Annotated in this window: 15 protein-coding genes; 7 read left to right on the plus strand and 8 right to left on the minus strand. The window is 49.7% G+C overall.

The genetic code is table 11. The features are described 5' to 3' along the window. Positions 1–30: 30 nt before the first annotated feature. The 4 genes from EIZ48_RS00485 to EIZ48_RS00500 all read right to left on the minus strand — a co-directional run bounded on the left by EIZ48_RS00485 (position 31) and on the right by EIZ48_RS00500 (position 4,361). A complete protein-coding gene (locus EIZ48_RS00485; protein WP_160648189.1) occupies positions 31–1,374 on the minus strand; it encodes an ATP-binding protein in 1,344 nt (447 codons plus the stop codon). Continuing rightward, positions 1,371–2,045 carry a response regulator gene (locus EIZ48_RS00490; RefSeq protein ID WP_075766516.1) on the minus strand — a complete coding sequence of 225 codons (675 nt, stop codon included), beginning with the start codon at positions 2,043–2,045 and terminating at the stop codon, positions 1,371–1,373. The genes EIZ48_RS00485 and EIZ48_RS00490 overlap by 4 nt, the downstream gene beginning before the upstream one ends. A 213-nt stretch (positions 2,046–2,258) precedes the next feature. Next, on the minus strand, positions 2,259–3,941 hold the full coding sequence (locus EIZ48_RS00495; protein ID WP_160648190.1) for an aspartate:alanine antiporter: 1,683 nt from the start codon (positions 3,939–3,941) through the stop codon (positions 2,259–2,261). Positions 3,942–4,097: 156 nt separating this feature from the next. After that, a complete protein-coding gene (locus EIZ48_RS00500; RefSeq protein WP_075766514.1) occupies positions 4,098–4,361 on the minus strand; it encodes a GrxA family glutaredoxin in 264 nt (87 codons plus the stop codon). 276 nt (positions 4,362–4,637) lie between these two features. Here EIZ48_RS00500 and EIZ48_RS00505 point away from each other — a divergent pair, with 276 nt between their 5' ends. From EIZ48_RS00505 to EIZ48_RS00525, 5 genes are all read left to right on the plus strand, one after another. Then, the gene (locus EIZ48_RS00505) at positions 4,638–5,840 is read left to right on the plus strand and encodes an iron-containing alcohol dehydrogenase (protein ID WP_160648191.1); all 1,203 of its coding nucleotides are present in this window, start codon (positions 4,638–4,640) and stop codon (positions 5,838–5,840) included. Between the two features lie 106 nt (positions 5,841–5,946). Continuing rightward, on the plus strand, positions 5,947–6,672 hold the full coding sequence (gene nfsA, locus EIZ48_RS00510) for an oxygen-insensitive NADPH nitroreductase (RefSeq protein ID WP_160648192.1): 726 nt from the start codon (positions 5,947–5,949) through the stop codon (positions 6,670–6,672). 200 nt (positions 6,673–6,872) lie between these two features. Then, entirely contained in the window at positions 6,873–8,096 is a 1,224-nt protein-coding gene (locus EIZ48_RS00515; protein WP_160648193.1) for a coiled-coil domain-containing protein, read from the plus strand. Between the two features lie 421 nt (positions 8,097–8,517). Further along, entirely contained in the window at positions 8,518–9,108 is a 591-nt protein-coding gene (locus EIZ48_RS00520) for an acetate uptake transporter (RefSeq protein ID WP_075766510.1), read from the plus strand. A gap of 148 nt (positions 9,109–9,256) precedes the next feature. Further along, complete coding sequence (locus EIZ48_RS00525) at positions 9,257–10,225, plus strand: ADP-ribosylglycohydrolase family protein (RefSeq protein ID WP_160648194.1); 969 nt, start codon at positions 9,257–9,259, stop codon at positions 10,223–10,225. Between the two features lie 112 nt (positions 10,226–10,337). Here the strand turns inward: EIZ48_RS00525 and EIZ48_RS00530 are convergent, their stop codons facing one another. The 4 genes from EIZ48_RS00530 to pabB form a co-directional block, all read right to left on the minus strand. Continuing rightward, the gene (locus EIZ48_RS00530) at positions 10,338–11,699 is read right to left on the minus strand and encodes an L-serine ammonia-lyase (RefSeq protein ID WP_160648195.1); all 1,362 of its coding nucleotides are present in this window, start codon (positions 11,697–11,699) and stop codon (positions 10,338–10,340) included. Between the two features lie 240 nt (positions 11,700–11,939). Then, positions 11,940–13,193 (minus strand): aromatic amino acid transport family protein, encoded by a 1,254-nt coding sequence (locus tag EIZ48_RS00535; protein WP_160648196.1) that lies wholly within the window; start codon positions 13,191–13,193, stop codon positions 11,940–11,942. A 191-nt stretch (positions 13,194–13,384) separates the two neighbouring features. Beyond that, complete coding sequence (locus EIZ48_RS00540) at positions 13,385–13,984, minus strand: CoA pyrophosphatase (RefSeq protein WP_160648197.1); 600 nt, start codon at positions 13,982–13,984, stop codon at positions 13,385–13,387. An 81-nt stretch (positions 13,985–14,065) separates the two neighbouring features. Further along, positions 14,066–15,469, minus strand: coding sequence for an aminodeoxychorismate synthase component I (gene pabB, locus EIZ48_RS00545; RefSeq protein ID WP_160648198.1), 1,404 nt, complete (start codon positions 15,467–15,469; stop codon positions 14,066–14,068). 305 nt (positions 15,470–15,774) lie between these two features. Here pabB and EIZ48_RS00550 point away from each other — a divergent pair, with 305 nt between their 5' ends. Then, a complete protein-coding gene (locus EIZ48_RS00550; RefSeq protein ID WP_160648199.1) occupies positions 15,775–17,283 on the plus strand; it encodes a fumarate hydratase in 1,509 nt (502 codons plus the stop codon). Between the two features lie 341 nt (positions 17,284–17,624). Next, entirely contained in the window at positions 17,625–18,659 is a 1,035-nt protein-coding gene (locus tag EIZ48_RS00555) for an efflux RND transporter periplasmic adaptor subunit (protein WP_160648200.1), read from the plus strand. Position 18,660 lies beyond the last annotated feature (1 nt).

Here is an 18,660-nt window from a genome sequence, read left to right on the forward strand (position 1 = left end):
TCATTTTCTTACTCGAGGTAAAGAACAGGCTTAGTGCTTGGGTATGCGAATCACAAATGCCGCGCCCTCGATGCTGGCTGTCTCGACATGGATCGTGCCCTGATAGCTTTTGACGATCTCGTGGCAGACTGACAAGCCGATGCCCTGACCGGGGTTGAGCTGGTCGGCGCGGACTCCGCGCTGGAAAATCGCCTCGCGCATCTCTTCGCACACTCCCGGGCCGTCATCTTCAATCCGGATCATATAGCAATCATTACGCTCATCGACACAAACCCGCACTTCACTAATACAGAAGCGGTAAGCGTTCTCGAGCAGGTTGCCTAGCAACTCCATCAGGTCGGTACGGTTGATTGGCAACTTGAGCTTAAGATCGAAAAAGTATCTGAGATTCACGCTTTTATCGCTGTAGACTTTGCTCAGCAAACGGCTGAAGCTGTCTACGGCCGGTTTTAGCTCGGTTTGATCTTTTTGCAGGCCTTGCTGACCCATCATGGCGCGTTTGAGCTGGTACTGAACCAGTTCATCCATCTGGCTGATTTGCTCCATGATCCGCTGGTTGAGATCGGGACGGGCGATGTCCTTGTCATCCAGCAAGGCATTGGTAGCGGCCAGTCGTGTTTTCAGGCTGTGGGCCAGATCATCCATTGCGTGGCGATAGCGGCCCTTTTGGTCGTTGCTGATCTGGATAAGTCGGTTCAGTGCCAGGGTAACATCCTGAAGTTCCATCGGAAAATCATCATCAAGCTTGTTCCGCTTGGCTTCGGTCATCTGATCCAGCTGTGCTGCCAGTTTTCGCAGTGGCTGGAAGCTCCAGTGAAAAGCGGCGATAAGAAAAGCTATCGCGATCAGGACAAACAGCCCGAGGTAAAAGGTGGTGCGCTTGTGCAGCTGGTTCAGCGACGACTGGTAGGACTCGCCCGAACGCAACACAACCAACTGGTAGATATTACCACCTTCACGGTCCCGGCTCATGTTGTAGGCAATATAGCTCTCATCATCTGCCGTTTCGATTAAGGTCGGTACCGGAATATCATCCGGCAGCTCGCTGCAGATGTTGCCAATGTTGGCTTCCTTGGCTTCGTCAGACAGCCAGATCGTATGATCTTTCATATCACAGACGACGGACATGTAGTCGGTATCGGAGGGATCGACAGAGTCAATCCATTTATCGACATCCTTGATAAGGCCGGCCCGGTTGAGCTGGGCTACCACCATCGGCATCTGCGCCACCAGTTCCGAAGAATAGGCAGCCATATAGCTCTGGCTGTAGAGTTGGTTGATAACGCCAGCCAGTGCCGAGGTGATAAGGACAATGATCGCCACCGAGGTAACCAGTACCCGGCGGCGCAGTCTCGGTTTCAGGATCTGGCTCATTGAGCTTGCAACTCGAAAATATAGCCCTGACCTCGAATTGTCGAAATGGGATTTTCCTGGCCATTGGTAGTGAACTTCTTGCGCAGGCGGCTGATCATCACTTCAATGGTGTTCGGATCGCCTTCCTGATCTTCGTAAAGCACATCTAGCAGGCGTTGCTTAGACACTACCTGGCGGCTGTGGCGCATCAGGTACTCCAGCAGATCATATTCAAAGGCTGTCAGCTCTAGCTGGGTTTCGCCGATGAAAACTTGCTTGGCCAGCAAATCGACGCGGATTTCGCCCGCGGTCATCTCGGGCTTAACAAACCCGGCGCTGCGGCGAACCAGGGCGCTTAGGCGAGCAACCATTTCCTCTTTCTGGAATGGCTTGACCAGGTAGTCATCGGCGCCTGCTTCAAGGCCGGTTACTTTGTCTTGCCAGTTCGAGCGGGCAGTCAGGATCAGAATCGGTAACCGAAGCCCTTTTTTGCGGATATCTTTGATCAGGCTGATGCCATCGCGATCCGGCAGGCCAATGTCAACGATCGCAACGTCATTGGGGTAATTTTGGGCAAAGAACAGGCCTTCCTCTGCAGTGCCTGCACATTGTACCTGGTGGCCTAGTTCACTGAGCTGAGATTTTAGGTGATGACTGAGAATCGGGTCATCTTCGACGATAAGGATACGCATAATTCTGATTACCAAAAATAAAAGTATTAATTCAATATACTGAATACAAAAGGGGCTGGCGAATATCGGGCTGATGAAATGTGTGCTCAAACCGCACTATTCGCTTAAAAATGCTTGTATTGGTATCACTATAGGTAAGAGGACTGAATAGACGCTGACTCGTCAATCATAATTCAGAGATTGCGAGTCAGTGTCTGGTACTGTTGTATCAGTCTAGCCGAGGATGATGATGAGGGTACCGGCTATGGTCAGCAGTACGTTGGCAATAGCATAGGTGCCGGCATAACCAAGGGCCGGAATGGTACTGCGGGCATGCTCGTTGATCATATCCATGGCAGGGGCACAGGTACGGGCACCGATGATGGCACCAAACAGCAATGCCCGGTTCATCTTCAGGATATAGGCACCGAACAGGTAGGCCAGTACGACCGGGATCACGCTAACCATCAGACTGGTCGCAAAGACGGCCAGGCCAACTTGGGCCAGTGATTCGAACAGGTTGGAGCCGGCACTCAGACCGATACCCACCATAAATACCATGAGGCCGAGATCTTTGGTCATGTTCAGTGCGCCTTGCGGTACATAACCGAAGGTCGGGTGGTTGGCCCTCAGGAAACCCAGGGTAATACCGGCGACCAGCAGGCCGGCTGCGCTACCCAGGCCGAATGCAATCTGGCCAAAGGTCATGGTGATAGTCCCGACCAACAAGCCAATGATGAAGAAGCAGCAGAAGGCAAGCAGATCGGCAATCTGGCTGTGTACCGAGATAAAACCGATACGTTCTGCCAGGCCGAGTACCCGACTTTTCTCACCGCTGACCTGCAGGATATCCCCTTTGTCGAGCAGGATATTGTGGTCCATCGGCATTTCGATCTGGGCGCGAACGACGCGGTTCAGGAAACAGCCGTATTCAGACAGGTTCAGATCGGACAAGCGTTTGCCGGCAATGCTGTCATTTTTAACCACGATCTCTTCTTCGACAATCCGCAGATCGAGCAGGTCACGGTCAAAGACCTCTTTCCCGTTACGAAAGCTGGGATCCAGACGGGCATGGCTGTCCGGGTAGCCGACCAGGGCGATTTCATCGCCCTCTTGCAAAATGGCATCGCCGTCAGGGTTGGCCAGGATACCGTTACGGCGAACCCGCTCGATATAACAACCTGTCTGGCGGTAAATACCCAGCTCACGCAGGTTACGGCCGTCAATCCAGTTAATCAGTTCAGGACCGGCCCGGTAGGCACGGATAATCGGCAGATAGACCTTGCGCTGGCCGACTTCGCCAATGCCGCGTTCACGGGCGATTTGCTGTGAGGATTCGGCCAGATTTTGCTTCTGAAGTTTCGGCATCAGCTTGGCCAGTACGATAAGGCTCACCAGACCAACCAGATAGGACATGGCATAGCCGACGCTGAGGCTGTCAACCATATGCTTGATCGTATTGCTGTCGATGATGCCTGACAGGCCGCTATTCAGCGCATCCTTTGCACCTACCAGTACCGGGGTGGCTGTCAGTGATCCGGCCATCAAACCGGTGGCTAACCCCAGTTCAAGGTTGAGGTAGTTTGCCATGCTCATGGTGATGGCAATCGCTGAAAGCAGCACGACCAGTGTCAGCATTAGATAATGCTTGCCGTCGCGGAAGAAGATGCCGAAAAAGTTCGGCCCGGCTTCGATACCGACGCAGAAAATAAACAGCATAAAGCCGATATTCAGGGATTCGGCATTGAACGTAAACCCGGCATTGCCAAAGAGTAATGCCGTGAGCAGTACACCGATGGAATTACCGATTTGAAGGTTGGCGATTCGGAGTTTTCCGACACTGAGACCAACGGCGAGTACAACAAAAAGCAACAGAATATCATTCTGATGGAGAAGGGCGGCTACATCAATGTTCACAACAACATTTTCCGGTGAAGAAAGACAGCAACAAGAGTGGTGGAATTCTAGCTGATTTTAGGCAACGGTTATACCGAAAAATCGCATATCAGTACAATAAGTCACAAAAAAAGGCTGAATAGTCAGCCTTTTTTAAGTGTTTGTTAAAACAAGGTTTTACTGAAAAAGACCCAAGTTTTCTTTTGCGTATGCTTCAAATTCAGTGCAGCCGCCGACATGTTCCTGGTCGATGAAGATCTGAGGAACGGTTTCTACTGGTTTTCCGACTGTTTTTTCGAGATCAGCCTTGCTGATGCCCTCGGCGTGGATGTCGACATAACGGTAGTTGAAGTCTTCACGATCTTCTTTCAGCGTGTCTGCCAGCTCTTTGGCACGAACACAGAATGGGCAGCCCGGGCGACCGAAAATAACAACGAACATAATCTCTCTCCTTTATTCTGATGCGGTAACTATATCGTGACTGGATGTGATGAGAAAGTGGGATTTATCTCTTGCTGTGATAGATAAAACCGATTGATAGCGAGTTTTCGCTAGCAAGGGTGAAAAAGGCGGAATCGAACGAAGTGTGATGAGGTAGTGATTATGGCTGACAAGTACCACGTTCTCGGCAAAATGTTGCTCAGAATCAACATTGCACTCCGTCTAGCGGGCACACTCGATGATAATGAAATAATTCAATAGTGTAATGGAGTGCCTATGTTCCAGTTTATGACGTCTACTCGGATCATATTCGGCGAGGGAGCCCTGAATAATTCACTGTCCTCGCTCAATCAGTTTGGCTATAGCGTCTTGCTGGTGACCGGCAGAGACAGCCAGCGGGCCGATCCGGTGATCAGTTATCTCAAGCAGCAAAATATGCGCTATCAGCAGGTAGCTGTTCATGGCGAGCCGCTGATAGCCATGATAGAAGAAATGGCCGCGATGGGGCGAAAGTTCCGGCCGGATATGGTGTTGGCGATCGGCGGAGGCAGTGTGCTGGATGCCGGCAAGGCATTGGCAGCGATGATCCCGAATCAGGGCAGTGTGTATGACTATGTCGAGGTAGTCGGGCGAAACGTGCCGTTGCAGGCCAAGCCTATTCCGTTTATTGCGGTCCCGACTACGGCCGGAACCGGCTCGGAAGTCAGCAAGAATGCGGTGCTCCGGTCGGCCCAGGAGAACGTCAAGGTCAGCCTGCGTAGCCCGGATATGCTGGCTGATCTGGCGATAGTCGACCCGACGCTTACCTATGGAATGGATCCGGTTATGTCGGGCTGTTGCGGAATGGATGCCTTCAGTCATTTGATGGAAGCCTATGTATGCGGAGAGCCGAACCCGTTAACCGATATGGTGTGTGAAGAAGGGCTGCGGCGTCTGTCCGGGGCGATCCTTGCGGCCAGCGAGGATGATGATCCCCGTGCCCGTGCCGATATGTCATTTGCGGCCATGCTGGGCGGAATGGCATTGGCAAACGCCAAGCTGGGTGCTGCCCACGGGCTTGCCTCGGCTCTCGGTGGCCGTCTTAATGCGCCCCATGGCCTGATCACCGCTCAGTTGTCTCCCTACGTGATGCAGGAAAATGTACTGGCCGCCAGGGAAGCCGGCAGGGCAGATGTACTCAACCGTTACCGTCAGCTTGCGTGTATCCTGACGGGGAGGATGAATGCCGAAATCATCGACGGCATTTTGTGGACCAAGCGTACCCTGAAACGGTTGAATCTCCCCCCGATTTCGGAATACGGTCTGTGCGATGTCATGTTCAATGACGTGGCTGAAGATGCGCTGTTGTCGAATGCGATCAAAGGCAATCCGCTACCATTAAATAAGGAGCGCCTATTAAGCATCCTGGAGCAAATATGTAACTGTTGTCCCAACAAGCGATCACCTGAACTTGATTCTGCTGACAAGTTGGATAATTAACCGGCAGACTTGGTTCCATCTTGACAGAAGCTTAATGATAGAGACGGTGAATTTGTGTTACATTGCGCTGCAATTCTAAATAATCTCAAGTGTGATAAGGATATCCATGAATCAGACCATCGAGACTATTCTCCAGCACCGTTCAATCCGTAAGTTTACGGAACAGCCTGTTTCTGCCCCGCAGTTATCGGCAATTCTTGACTGTGCGATTGCGGCCTCATCGTCTAGTTTCATTCAGTGTGTCAGTATTATCCGAGTGACGGAATCGGACAAACGCAAGCAATTGGCTGAATTTGCCGGTGGTCAGCCCTATGTTGCCTCGGCTGCCGAGTTTTTGGTGTTTTGCGCTGACTTCCAGCGTCATCAGCAAATTCATCCCGAGGCGCAACTGGGGTTTACGGAGCAGACTCTGATTGGCGCTGTGGATGCCGCGCTGATGGCGCAAAATGCGATGGTGGCGGCCGAGTCTCTGGGGTTAGGCGGGGTGTATATAGGCGGAATTCGTAATAATCCTGAAAAGGTTTCCAAATTATTGTCGCTTCCGCATCACGTGATCCCATTATTTGGATTATGCTTGGGATATCCGGCACAGCATCCAGAATTGAAGCCTAGATTGCCTCAATCAATAATTGTTCATCAAAATAGCTATCAGGCCGAGCTCGATAGCGTACAGCTGGCGCATTATGACAATAAGGTACGTGAGTATTATCGAACCCGTACCGGTGGTAACAAAGAGACTTCGTGGTCTGAGCAAATTACGGCAATCTTGAATAAAGAAGCTCGACCATTTATGAAGGAATTTATCAATACTAAAGGTTTTAGTGTTAAATAATAACAAGATAGAACTAAAAGACTCAATTTGAGTCCAATATACTAATTAGCGTATTTGCTTAGATGCTGAGCGATACATTCAGCCACACTGATTGGAGTTGGCTGGGGATGTCGCAGCCAATGGCCGAGAGTGATTATTTATTATCTGTTGGTCGATTTAATCAGTATTGTGCTTTGCAAATTTTAACAGCGGAATGAGATATGAAACAAATGGGGAAAGCGGCCTGTATTATATGCCTGGCCGCTTTACTGAGTGCTTGCCAAAGCACACCAGAGGGTGGAGAAGGAGTTTCATCTCAGATACATACCGAAAATCTCTTTCAGGGAGCCCTGAAAGCGCATCAGATCTGGCTAAAAAAGCTGGAGGGTACCGAACAACTGAAAGTCTATTCACCCGATAAATATGCCTTAATGATGTCGAGCTGGGAAAAGGCGGATTCAATTTTCCAGGAATTTAAAGATTCGCCAGAGGTGGCATCCAAAAGCTATTCGCTGTTTTCATCATCGACCTACCTTGATCGCTTTTATGAAGAGGTTATCGTGCTGGAGCAGACCTTAAAGGAACTCGAGCACTTAAAACGTGTGGCGGATGATGTGCTCGAGCCGGCAATCACTCAGTTGAACTATCTGAACTCGATCGATGCCCGCCAGTATTATCGCAGCGAGTATGTCAGGCTGACCCGATTTTACGCCAAGTTATTCCGCTTGGTGGAAAACAGTGAATTGAGTGATGCCAAAGAAGAGCAGGAAGAATTTCTAGAGCGTGCGCATAGCTTGGAAATACGGACAATTAAGAAGACTTATATTTCTCCCCAGGAAGATGCGCTGCGAAAGCTGCGGCGTGAAGATGTTAGATACTATGCGCCTGTCAGTTATGCCAGAGTCGAGGCGGAGATTTTGAAAGGTAAGGAGCTGATTGAAAGAGCCCCCAGAGCCTTTGATGATATAAAGCGAATTGTTTCTGAAATTCAGTTCGAACTTGCCCATGCCAAGCATATAGCACTGGAAGTTAAAGCACTTCGTGATCGAAGCAAAGATGAATACGAGAACTTTATCCTTGATATCGAGACCAAGCTGTTGCAAATATCCATGGCACTCAATGGCAGTGATCTGAGGGATCAGTCGCTGAAAAGTCAGGCCGAGCAGATTAAGGGCGAGGTGACGAGTGCGCGCCAGTTGTATGCCGCTTCGCAAAAGGCTGGTGGTGCTCGGAAAGATGATGAACAGCTTGCCGCCCTAACGGCATTGGTGACCGCGCAGCAGAAACAGATTAAACAGCTTAAGGCACGTCTCATGGGTAACTCCGACAGCTTGCCGACAGCCAATGCTGAGCAGCTTGCAGCAGGAACAGGCTCTCTGGAGTTGAATACTTCAACTGAAGATGTGCCGGAGAGGCTGACGTCGGGGCGTACAGTCAGTCAGTAATACACGAGATATCGGTCGATGTGTCTGGAGTATAAGGCACGTTAGCCGGGATAAATGTTGTTTAGAACAGAAAAGCAGCCACAGGCTGCTTTTTTTGTGGTTTTTTATTGTGTAAACAAATGCCAAAGCAAGGGGGATGCATTTTTGCGAAGTATATCAATAAATTATACTGAAAAAGCCATTTATATTTAGCTAGGTATGTGAATTTGATTATATTTAAACACAATAAACCGAGTCAAAAATTACAAAAAAACTTTACATATTTAGCCCATAATTCCACTTTTTTTTAGTTTGGCTAAGAAATGAGCTGAAATTGGATTGATTTGCCCCCCATCATCCTTTAGAATTCGCCGCGCATCAAAAATGCACCCATTTTTTAATTTTTATCACATTTTTTGAATTACTCCTGTAGGGGAACTAAATGTCTACGAAACTTGCTAACCCAGCGCCTCTTGGCCTTATGGGTTTTGGTATGACCACTATCCTTTTGAATATCCACAATGCGGGCTTCTTCCCGATTGATTCTATGATCCTGGCGATGGGTATTTTCTATGGTGGCATTAGCCAAGTGATCGTAGGCACAATGTGCTTTAAGCGTGGTGATACGTTTGGCACAACAGCATTTACTTCTTACGGCCTGTTCTGGCTGACGCTGGTTGGTCTGATTGTTATGCCTTACATGGGTTTGCCTGCAAGCCCTGCAAGCTTCATGGGTTGGTACCTGCTACTTTGGGGTGTCTTCACGGGCTTCATGTTCATTGGCTCTCTATGCTACCCACGTGCTAAGCAGTTCGTATTCGGCTCCCTGACTGTATTGTTCTTCCTGTTGGCTGCTCGTGATTTCACAGGTAGTGAACTGATTGGTACTATCGCTGGTTTCGAAGGTATCATCTGTGGTGCAAGTGCAATTTACTTCGCGATGGCTCAGGTACTGAACAATGAGTACGGCCGTACAATCCTACCGGTTGGCGAACTGAAAAAAGAGAAAGCAAGCCTGAAAGCCGCTGCTTAATCTGACAGAATTTGCAAAAAACCTCGCTCCGGCGAGGTTTTTTTATGCCTGCGATTTGTAACCGGCTGCCGGGGACAAGGGATCAATAGTACGGCTGAAATTGGTATAAGCTTATGATTAGTATTTTCTGAGCAAGAGGGTGGGGATAATGGCGCAACGTTACGCAGCGTTAATGGGCGCATTGGTTGCCGATGCCGCCAGCATGGGAACGCATTGGATATATTCTCCCGAGCGGATCAAGCAGCTGGCAGACATGCCGCATTTTCCTTTTATCGAGCCGAATGCCGAACATTACGAAGGGGTGGACGGTTATTATGCCCATGACAAGTTAACTGCTGGCGAATTAACGGCTTATGGAGAGTGGTTGGCTCTGTATATTCGCTTGCTGGGCGGTTCTGATACCGGGACTCATGCTATCCAGCAGCAGATCCTCGAGTACTTCGGACCGGGCGGTGAGTTTATTGGTTATATCGATAGCCCGACCAAGGCGCTGTTGCTGACCTTGTTCTCACTGCCACCGGAAGATTGGCCCGAAGATTCGGGGAGCGAAGACGACCAGAATCCGGCCCTGTGCTCGGTGCCGGCCCTGGTGGCTCTGAAAATGCCCTCTGAGCAGCTTGAACAGGAGATTGAACGGGTTGTCGGCATTACCCACCAGAATGAGACAGCGCTCGCGTGTGCCAAAGCCTTTGCCAGTGCCCTCAACGAGGCGTTGCGCTCAAGGCGGATGGAGCCTGTACTCAACGTGCTTAAGGTGAAAGCGCCGATAGAAATCCGAGACAAGATAGAGCAGGTCAGGTTGCTCAGCGGGGATGTGAATGACTTGAGCCATGTCCTGGCTATTGCCAACCAGGCTTGCCACCTTGCTGACAGCTTGCCGATGGCTGCCTGGATATTGCAAAACAGCGAGAGTTATACCGAGGCGATAATCAAGAATATCCAGGTTTCGGGTGATACCTGCGGCCGTGGCATTCTGGTTGGTGCGCTGGCCGGAGCCTGCTACGGTTTTGGTGACGAGAAGGGGATCCCAATCTCCTGGGTAACAACCCTGCAGTGCGGGGAAGCGCTGGCAGAAGATATCGAACAGCTGTTGAAGGTTTCGAGTGCCGAGTCGTAAGTAAAGAAGTTAAGGTAAGAAAAAAGCTACCCAGTGGGTAGCTTTTACTACATAGCTTTCAGGTTATTTACCGAGAAAGAACACTTTCTCGATACTCTAATCACCTAGTTGCTTAGCAGATAACCTTGATAGCCAGTCCGCCCTGAGAGGTTTCACGGTACTTAGCGTTCATGTCCTTACCTGTCTCAAGCATGGTTTCGATAACCTTGTCCAGAGAAACGCGAGGCTCAGAGGCACGGCGCAGCGCCATGCGAGACGCATTGATTGCTTTAACCGCTGCAATACCGTTACGCTCGATACATGGTACCTGTACCTGACCGGCAACAGGGTCACATGTCAGGCCAAGGTTATGCTCCATAGCAATTTCTGCGGCCATACATACTTGCTCAGGGCTACCGCCCATCAGCTCAGCAAGGCCGGCAGCTGCCATTGAACATGCCACACCAACTTCACCCTGGCAGCCTACTTCGGCACCAGAGATAGAGGCGTTGCGCTTGTACAGGCCACCGATAGCACCAGAAGCGGCGAAGTAGCGAGTGTATTCTTTTGGTCCGACAGACTGGATGAACTTGTCGTAGTACGCCAGTACCGCAGGGATAATACCGCAAGCACCGTTGGTTGGAGCCGTTACAACACGGCCGCCAGCGGCGTTTTCTTCGTTGACAGCGAAAGCGTACATGTTAACCCAATCAACGACTGTCATTGGGTCATTGCTCAGTTTTTCAGTCGTCATCAGCTGCTGGCGTAGTGCTGCTGCACGGCGAGGAACACGTAGTGGACCCGGCAGAATACCTTCTTCGCTCATACCGCGCTCCATACACTCACGCATGGTTTTCCAGATATTGGCGAAGTAAGTGTTAATTTCTTCTTCGGCATTCATCGCGCGCTCGTTAGCCATTACCAGAGAGCTGATAGACAGGCCGCTTTCTTTACATTGTTCAACTAGCTCTTCAGCCATGGTGTACATGTAAGGTACTTTAACGCTCGACTCCGCTGATTTGCCGAAGTTTTCTTCATCAACGATAAAGCCACCGCCGATGGAGTAATACGTTTTCGTATAGGCTTCTTCGTCACCAATCCATGCGTGGATGGTCATGCCATTTTCGTGCAAAGGAAGGTTGGTAGTATGGAAGTTCATACCGCCGTCGCGAGGGAAATCTACAGTGTGGCAGTGCATGCCAACAGGAAGGCGCTCGGTTTCTTCAACACGAGAGATAAAGCCCGGGATACTATCGATATCAACATGCTCCGGACTGTTGCCCGCAAGCCCCATAATGATAGCGATATCTGTGTGGTGACCTTTACCGGTAAGAGAAAGTGAACCATAAACGTCAACGGTAATTTTAGTTACATCACGTAATTTGCCCATTGAGCGCAGGTCGTCGATGAACTCCTTACCTGCTTTCATTGGACCAACCGTGTGCGAACTGGAAGGGCCCACACCAATTTTGTAGATATCAAAAACACTGATCATGCGAATTACCTCAGTCGGTAGGAAGCGCTCTTGCCTCCGGCCAAGACTGTCATAGTATTAAACTCTCGCCCCTTCCTTGGCGAGATCACTAGAAAAACAAAAGAGCAGTCGGCACACGCTTCCTGCTCTTAAGTGTCATATATTCTACCCGAATTGCTTGAGAAGACTATGCGTTGTGGCACATTTTCTCAGACAGCTAAGTTGGTAGTCTATATTTATCACAACAAGTGTGATGTCCTATTAGAATGCGCCGTAGATTACAGAAGTAATTGCTGCGATACCACAAATAGCTGTGAAGATCTGTACTGGTGCAGATGTCTTGTACTTAGCCATAGCTGGTACTTTGTACATCGCGAATACAGGCATCAGGAACAGGATTGCTGCAATCATTGGAGCACCCATAGTTTCAATCATGCCCAGGATGCTTGGGTTGATAACCGCAACGATCCAGGTAGTAACTACGATGAAACCAAGAGAGATTTTCTCAATCTTCTTAACTGGCATTTCTGAGCTAGACTTCACCAGGCCAACAAGACCTTCGTGAGCACCCAGGAAGTGGCCGAAGTAGCTTGAAGTAATTGCTGCGAAGGCAACCAGTGGACCAAGCAGAGAAATCAGCGGAGACTCATGAACGTTAGCAAGGTAAGACAGAACACTGATGTTCTGTGATTTTGCTGTTGCTAGCTGCTCTGGAGACAGAGACAGAACAACAGAGAATACGAAGAACATTACAAAGCCCATCAGCATCATTGCTGCGCCGCCAGTGATCATGTCAGTCTTCTTCGCTGCATCTTCACCGTATACACGACGCTGTTCTTTAGAGAACTGGCTGATGATTGGGCTGTGGTTGAAAGAGAATACGATGATTGGAATTGCTAGCCAGATAATAGCAGGCATTGCGCTCCAGTCTGGGCTTACCGATACCATTGATGTGTTCCAATCAGGGATCAGGTATACAGACAGTGCAAGCAGGATGAATACCAGTGGGTATACCATTGCAGAAGTGGCTTTAAGCATTAGCTCTTTGCCGAAGACAACACCAGCAGTCATCGCAACGATCAGGCCGCCAGACAGAAGCCAGCGTGGAACAGATTCCATGCCCATCTGGTTAACCATGAAAGAATCAACCGTGTTGGTAATACCAACGCCGTAGATTAGAACGATTGGGTAGATGGCGAAGAAGTAAGCAAAAGTGATGATGTTTGCGCCAGCTTTACCAAAGTGTTCTTCAACAGTATCGGTGATGTCAGCTTCTGGGTTTTTAGCAGAAAGTACAAAACGAGCCAAGCTCTTGTGTGCGAACCAAGTCATTGGTGCTGCAATCAGGGCTAGGATAACCAGTGGCCAGAAACCGCCGGCACCGGCTTTAATCGGAAGGAAAAGTACACCGGCACCTACAGCGGTACCGAATAGTGAAAGGGCCCAAGTAAAATCTTTATACGTCCATTTTGCTTTAGCCGTTGAAGCTACTGCTGTGTTGGAAGTGGTATGCATGGTTATATACCTAAGTTAAATTACGGAACGGAAATTAGGAACGGCGCGCATTTTGAGGATTTATAGAAGGAAAACTTTGATCGAGATCCCGTTATGTAATGGGTGCAAATTGCAATACAATTAAAGGTGATCTTGATCACAAAGGATGTTGCGGGCAGGTTAGGGAAAATGATGTGTTAGAAGCGGGTTTATTAATACCAAAGCTGTTTTGATAACAATCGAATCATCTGGGCGGTTGCCCCCCAAATAGCATAATCACCGTATGGAATTGCATAAATATTGTGTTTTATGCCGTCGATAGTAAATTTCTCAGTGCGCATATTCACCGGGTTTAATAGGTGTTTGATAGGCACTTCAAACAGGTCGTCAACCTCGTTTGGATCCAGGTCTGGCCTGTAGTTTGGAGAGATGATCGACAAATACGGCGTAACGATATAGCCACTGATTGTCGGCAAAGAAGGAAGCTGTCCCAATATGCGCTCTCTGTTGCATAAAATTCCAGTTTCTTCTTTGGTTTCCCGAATGGCCGTTTCAATTAAATCCGTATCTTGTGATTCATATCCGCCACCAGGGAAGGCAATTTGGCCCGGGTGGTGTTTTAAGTGGCTGGCGCGACGTGTCAGGACAACGTTGAAACTATTCTGACGGGGAACAAGGGGGATCATAACCGCAGCTCGCTTAAAGGAGCCGGACGCAGACACATGCTGCCTGACCCGAGCCGAGTGGCTTTGGTCATAGCTGGTCTGTGGGGCTAGCAGAAAACGCGCTAGCAATTGTTGCTGATAGTTCATAAACCGTCCGTGGTTATTGATATACCCAAGCTACTTCAAGATGCTCGTTTCAACGAGAATTACTTGGGTATAGATAACAATCTACTTTTCTAAGATTGGCAGAATTTTACTCAGTTTGTCCAGTGTTTCTTGGTATTCGCTGTCGGCATCACTGTCTGCAACAAGACCGCCGCCCGCCCAGGCATACAGGGTACTTTGCTGAGAAATAAGGGTTCTTATAGTAATACTGGTATCCATTCGACCGCAGCGGCTGATATAACCAATACTGCCGCAATAGACGCTGCGGCGGTGTGGTTCTAGCTCTTCAATGATTTCCATGGCGCGAATTTTAGGTGCGCCGGTAATTGAACCACCGGGAAAACAGGCGCGCAATAGATCGGTTGAGGAGTACAGTGTATCCAGCTCGCCGGTGACCGTACTGACAAGGTGATGGACGGCCGGAAAGCTTTCGATCTCAAACAACTTGGGGACAGCCACTGACCCAGGCTTGGCCACCCGGCCGATATCATTTCGCAGCAAGTCGACAATCATTAAGTTTTCCGAGCGATCCTTGCTGGCATGGCGTAGCTCGGTGGCGTTGGTGGCATCTTGTATCTCATCGGCAGAGCGAGGCCGTGTGCCCTTGATGGGTTTTGTTTCAACATAGCCTTGATTATGTTGAAGAAAACGCTCCGGAGATACAGAGAGAACCGTACATTCCGAGGTGCGGATAAACCCGGAGAACGGCGCGCCATTGGTTTGTTCAAGGCGCAGGTAGGCCGTCCATTCATCACCCTGGTAGCTTGCCTGGAAGCGCTGGGCAAGGTTGATTTGGTAGCAGTCCCCGGATAGCAGGTAGTCCTGCACTCGGTCAAATTTGTTGCAATAAGCCGCCTTTGTCATATTGGCGGCCCATTGGGATGTTAATGAAAATGATTTATTTTGTTGCTCGCTGGCGCCGCTCTGTTGCAGTTTAAAGGCATTTTGTTGCTCCTGGAGCCATTGCAGGCGTCCGCTGTCTTTTGGTGAAACGAGAAACAGCGTTTGGGTATGGTGATCGGCGATCAGTGCCCAGTCGTAAATGCCGACAGCCATGTCTGCAGCATCAATATCCTGTTCGGCAAGCGCTGGGAGATCTTCCACCCGTCGACCGAGGTCGTAGCTGAAATAGCCAAGGGCACCGCCTATAAATGGTACATCCGTCATAGGGTTAAGCGGCGGCAATAATGAAGCCTGCAGTTCTTCTACTAGCTTGAACGGATCGGCGTTGCTCGCTTTTTCGTCACCATTTGAAAACTTAATACGGGTTGTTTCACCATGTGTCTCTAAAGTGGCCAAAGGATCGGCAACTAGAATATCAAAACGATTATCAGGGTGATCCTGAGCTGCCGAGCGTAATATCATAGCCCAGGGGTGGGTGGACAAGGGCTCAAACCACGACAGAGTTGCTTCTGGGGTATAATCGAGTTGTTCAATTGCGAGTAGCGGATGCGATTTACAAATCATTTTCTTTTTTGTGACAGGTGTTCGATTGGCGCATGGCGCGAAATTGTTGGCAAGAGTATCATAAACGCAGAATTTAATACGACGCCCAAGGACGATCCTTTGTGTTTTATTTTTACTGATTCAGTCTGAGTAGCTCATAAAGGACACTGCCATGAGGATCATGGCACGTGGTTCCATTGCTTTCTGCACATCCTATTCCCTATACGCAGGACTCGAGCAATGCGAACCACACCCTACACTGGAAGCATGCTGTAACGGCAAAATAGTCGGGCGCCATGGAATGATAATAAATAACGAGGGCAATTATGACCGTCATTCGTAAGCAAGATGTGATTGATAGTGTGGCGGACGCACTACAGTACATTTCATACTACCATCCGCTGGATTTTGTTCAGGCCTTGGAAAAAGCCTATAACAAGGAGCAGAGTCAGGCAGCGAAAGATGCCATTGCGCAGATCCTGATCAACTCGCGCATGTCGGCAGAAGGCCACCGTCCGATCTGCCAGGACACCGGTATCGTCACGTGTTTTGTCAAAATTGGTATGAATGTGCAGTGGGACAGCGATCTGACTGTACAGGAAATGATTGACGAAGGTGTTCGCCAGGCCTATACCAACCCGGATAACCCGCTGCGAGCCTCTGTCGTTGCGGATCCAGCCGGAAGCCGTAAGAACACCAAAGACAATGCCCCTGCCGTGGTACATATTGATATGGTACCGGGCGACAAGGTAGAGATTCAGATTGCTGCCAAGGGCGGCGGTTCGGAAAACAAGACCAAGATGGTGATGCTGAACCCGTCGGATGATGTTGCCGAGTGGGTTGAAAAAACAGTGCCGCTAATGGGGGCGGGCTGGTGTCCGCCGGGTATGCTGGGTATCGGTATCGGCGGTACTGCCGAGAAAGCGGCTGTGCTGGCGAAAGAGTCGCTGATGGAGTCGGTTGATATTCATGAGCTGCAGGAACGTGGTGCGCAGAATGCTGAGGAAGAGCTTCGCCTGGATATCTACAACCGTGTAAATAAGCTGGGTATCGGCGCGCAGGGGCTAGGCGGTCTGACAACCGTTGTCGACGTGAAGATCAAAACAGCGCCGACTCATGCCGCTTCCAAGCCGGTTTGTATGATCCCGAACTGTGCCGCAACCCGTCACGTCCATTTCAAACTTGACGGCACCGGCCCGGCGGAGTTAACGCCACCGAAGCTGGAAGACTGGCCCGAAGTAACTTGGGAAGTGGGTGAGAATGTTCGCCGCGTTAATATTGACGAAGTTACTAAAGACGATGTCCAGGAGTGGAAATCTGGCGAGACCGTTTTGTTGTCAGGCAAAATCCTGACCGGTCGTGATGCTGCCCATAAGCGTATTCAGGATATGCTGGCTAAAGGGGAAGATTTCCCGGTTGATTTCAAAAACCGCTTTATCTATTACGTCGGTCCTGTTGATGCAGTAGGTGATGAGGTTGTTGGCCCGGCTGGTCCGACAACGTCGACCCGTATGGATAAATTTACTGAAATGATGCTCGGTCAGGCAGGGCTTACCGGGATGATAGGTAAAGCCGAGCGTGGTCCGGCCGCGATTGAATCCATCAAGGAACACAAGGCTGTTTACCTGATGGCTGTCGGCGGTGCCGCTTATCTTGTGGCTAAGGCTATTAAGAAAGCGCGTGTAGTGGCTTTTGAAGATCTTGGCATGGAAGCAATCTACGAATTTGAAGTCGAAGATATGCCCGTGACGGTAGCGGTTGATGCTGAAGGGACCAATGCCCATCAGACAGGTCCGGATACCTGGAAAGTCAATATTGCCGAAATGGACGCTTAGCATTTCGTCTGACTGTTTGAGAAGGAGTCTATATGGCTCCTTTTTTTATATCTTTTGAGGTTTTTTGCTTCCGCTATTTTTCTCCATTTCTGATTTTCTCTGAAATCCCTCCCTTGAAAATAGAGCATAGCCCAAAGACTTGGTAAGGTCCGGTGGCTCGGCTTAATGAATTGTTTTTTCTTCTTTTTCGTGGTTTGTTGGGTTTCTGTGTCGTTTTATTGGCTACACTAGTACCTTGTGGTTAAAGGCTTTTTGTTGTGAATGTAGCAGCGGCTGGTGATCTTGCGCTTAACACCAGAAGAAAAAACAAGAGTAGACAAGAATAATTTTGGAGAGGTTGTATGGGGCGCGCGCTATTAGCGACCGTCATCACTGGCTTGCTAGTGTCAGGGTGCGGTAAGAAAGAGGTAGAGGTACCTGAGCCGGAATCGAGGCCGGTAAAACTCCAGGCGGTATCCGTGGGCGACAATGAAACATTCCGTACTTTTCCGGCCACCGTTGAGGCCGGTGACAAGGCGGTGTTGGCATTTAGGGTGTCTGGACAAGTCATTTCATTGGATGTAAACCCGGGTGAAGATGTTAAGCGGGGACAAAAACTGGCCAGCCTGAATCCCGATGAACTGACGTTGCTGGTTGAACAGGCGCAGGCGAATTATGAACTGGCCTATGTGCAGTTTAAGCGAGATCAGGAACTCAGAAAAACCAACGTCGTGTCGGAGCTGGATTTCGATACCTCCAAGGCCGAGTTAAAACAGGCCAAGGCAGCCCTGAGCAAACAAAAATCAAACCTGGGCTATGCGACTCTTGTTGCTCCCTACGACGGGACGCTCTCTCTGTCATTGATTGAAAACTATGAATATATCATGGCTAAAGAGCCGGTGATGCATATCCAGAGCGCCGGTCTGATCAATGTCACCTTCCAATTACCCGAACACCTTTTGGCCCGCTATCAGGGGCAGTCAGATACTCAGCCAAGCGTTATTTTCGATACGATCCCAGACGAAGTCTACCCGGCTGAGTTTAAAGAGATTGATACCGAGGCTGACCCCACAACGTCGAGTTTTAAAGTGACGTTGTTTATGGAACGCCCTGAAGGCAAGAATATTCTTCCCGGCATGGCGGGGCTGGTGAAAATTGCTATTCCGAAAGGTAATTCGGGGGCGATTCCCAAACGCGCGGTGATACAAGAGGGAAGCGCAACCTATGTCTGGCATGTCGACGAAGCCGGTATTGCCCACAAGACCGAAGTTGAGCTGGATGACAAGGGGCGAGTGGTCGCCGGGCTGAATGATGGCGACCAGATTGCGATTTCTGGTGTAGGGGAGCTTCAGGAAGGCCAGAAAGTGCGTGCCTGGGTTAAGGAGCGAGGACTGTAAG

Source organism: Photobacterium alginatilyticum (assembly GCF_009910675.1).
In the GTDB taxonomy this organism is placed as follows: Bacteria; Pseudomonadota; Gammaproteobacteria; order Enterobacterales; family Vibrionaceae; genus Photobacterium; species Photobacterium alginatilyticum.

What these genes read in the sequence shown, in the direction of transcription:
- EIZ48_RS00535 (WP_160648196.1), bottom strand. Translation starts at nt 13,193, where the DNA reads ATGCATACCACTTCCAACACAGCAGTAGCTTCAACGGCTAAAGCAAAA.
- EIZ48_RS00490 (WP_075766516.1), bottom strand. Translation starts at nt 2,045, where the DNA reads ATGCGTATCCTTATCGTCGAAGATGACCCGATTCTCAGTCATCACCTA.
- EIZ48_RS00485 (WP_160648189.1), bottom strand. Translation starts at nt 1,374, where the DNA reads ATGAGCCAGATCCTGAAACCGAGACTGCGCCGCCGGGTACTGGTTACC.
- EIZ48_RS00530 (WP_160648195.1), bottom strand. Translation starts at nt 11,699, where the DNA reads ATGATCAGTGTTTTTGATATCTACAAAATTGGTGTGGGCCCTTCCAGT.
- EIZ48_RS00540 (WP_160648197.1), bottom strand. Translation starts at nt 13,984, where the DNA reads ATGAACTATCAGCAACAATTGCTAGCGCGTTTTCTGCTAGCCCCACAG.
- EIZ48_RS00520 (WP_075766510.1), top strand. Translation starts at nt 8,518, where the DNA reads ATGTCTACGAAACTTGCTAACCCAGCGCCTCTTGGCCTTATGGGTTTT.
- EIZ48_RS00505 (WP_160648191.1), top strand. Translation starts at nt 4,638, where the DNA reads ATGTTCCAGTTTATGACGTCTACTCGGATCATATTCGGCGAGGGAGCC.
- nfsA (WP_160648192.1), top strand. Translation starts at nt 5,947, where the DNA reads ATGAATCAGACCATCGAGACTATTCTCCAGCACCGTTCAATCCGTAAG.
- EIZ48_RS00500 (WP_075766514.1), bottom strand. Translation starts at nt 4,361, where the DNA reads ATGTTCGTTGTTATTTTCGGTCGCCCGGGCTGCCCATTCTGTGTTCGT.
- pabB (WP_160648198.1), bottom strand. Translation starts at nt 15,469, where the DNA reads ATGATTTGTAAATCGCATCCGCTACTCGCAATTGAACAACTCGATTAT.
- EIZ48_RS00550 (WP_160648199.1), top strand. Translation starts at nt 15,775, where the DNA reads ATGACCGTCATTCGTAAGCAAGATGTGATTGATAGTGTGGCGGACGCA.
- EIZ48_RS00525 (WP_160648194.1), top strand. Translation starts at nt 9,257, where the DNA reads ATGGCGCAACGTTACGCAGCGTTAATGGGCGCATTGGTTGCCGATGCC.
- EIZ48_RS00515 (WP_160648193.1), top strand. Translation starts at nt 6,873, where the DNA reads ATGAAACAAATGGGGAAAGCGGCCTGTATTATATGCCTGGCCGCTTTA.
- EIZ48_RS00555 (WP_160648200.1), top strand. Translation starts at nt 17,625, where the DNA reads ATGGGGCGCGCGCTATTAGCGACCGTCATCACTGGCTTGCTAGTGTCA.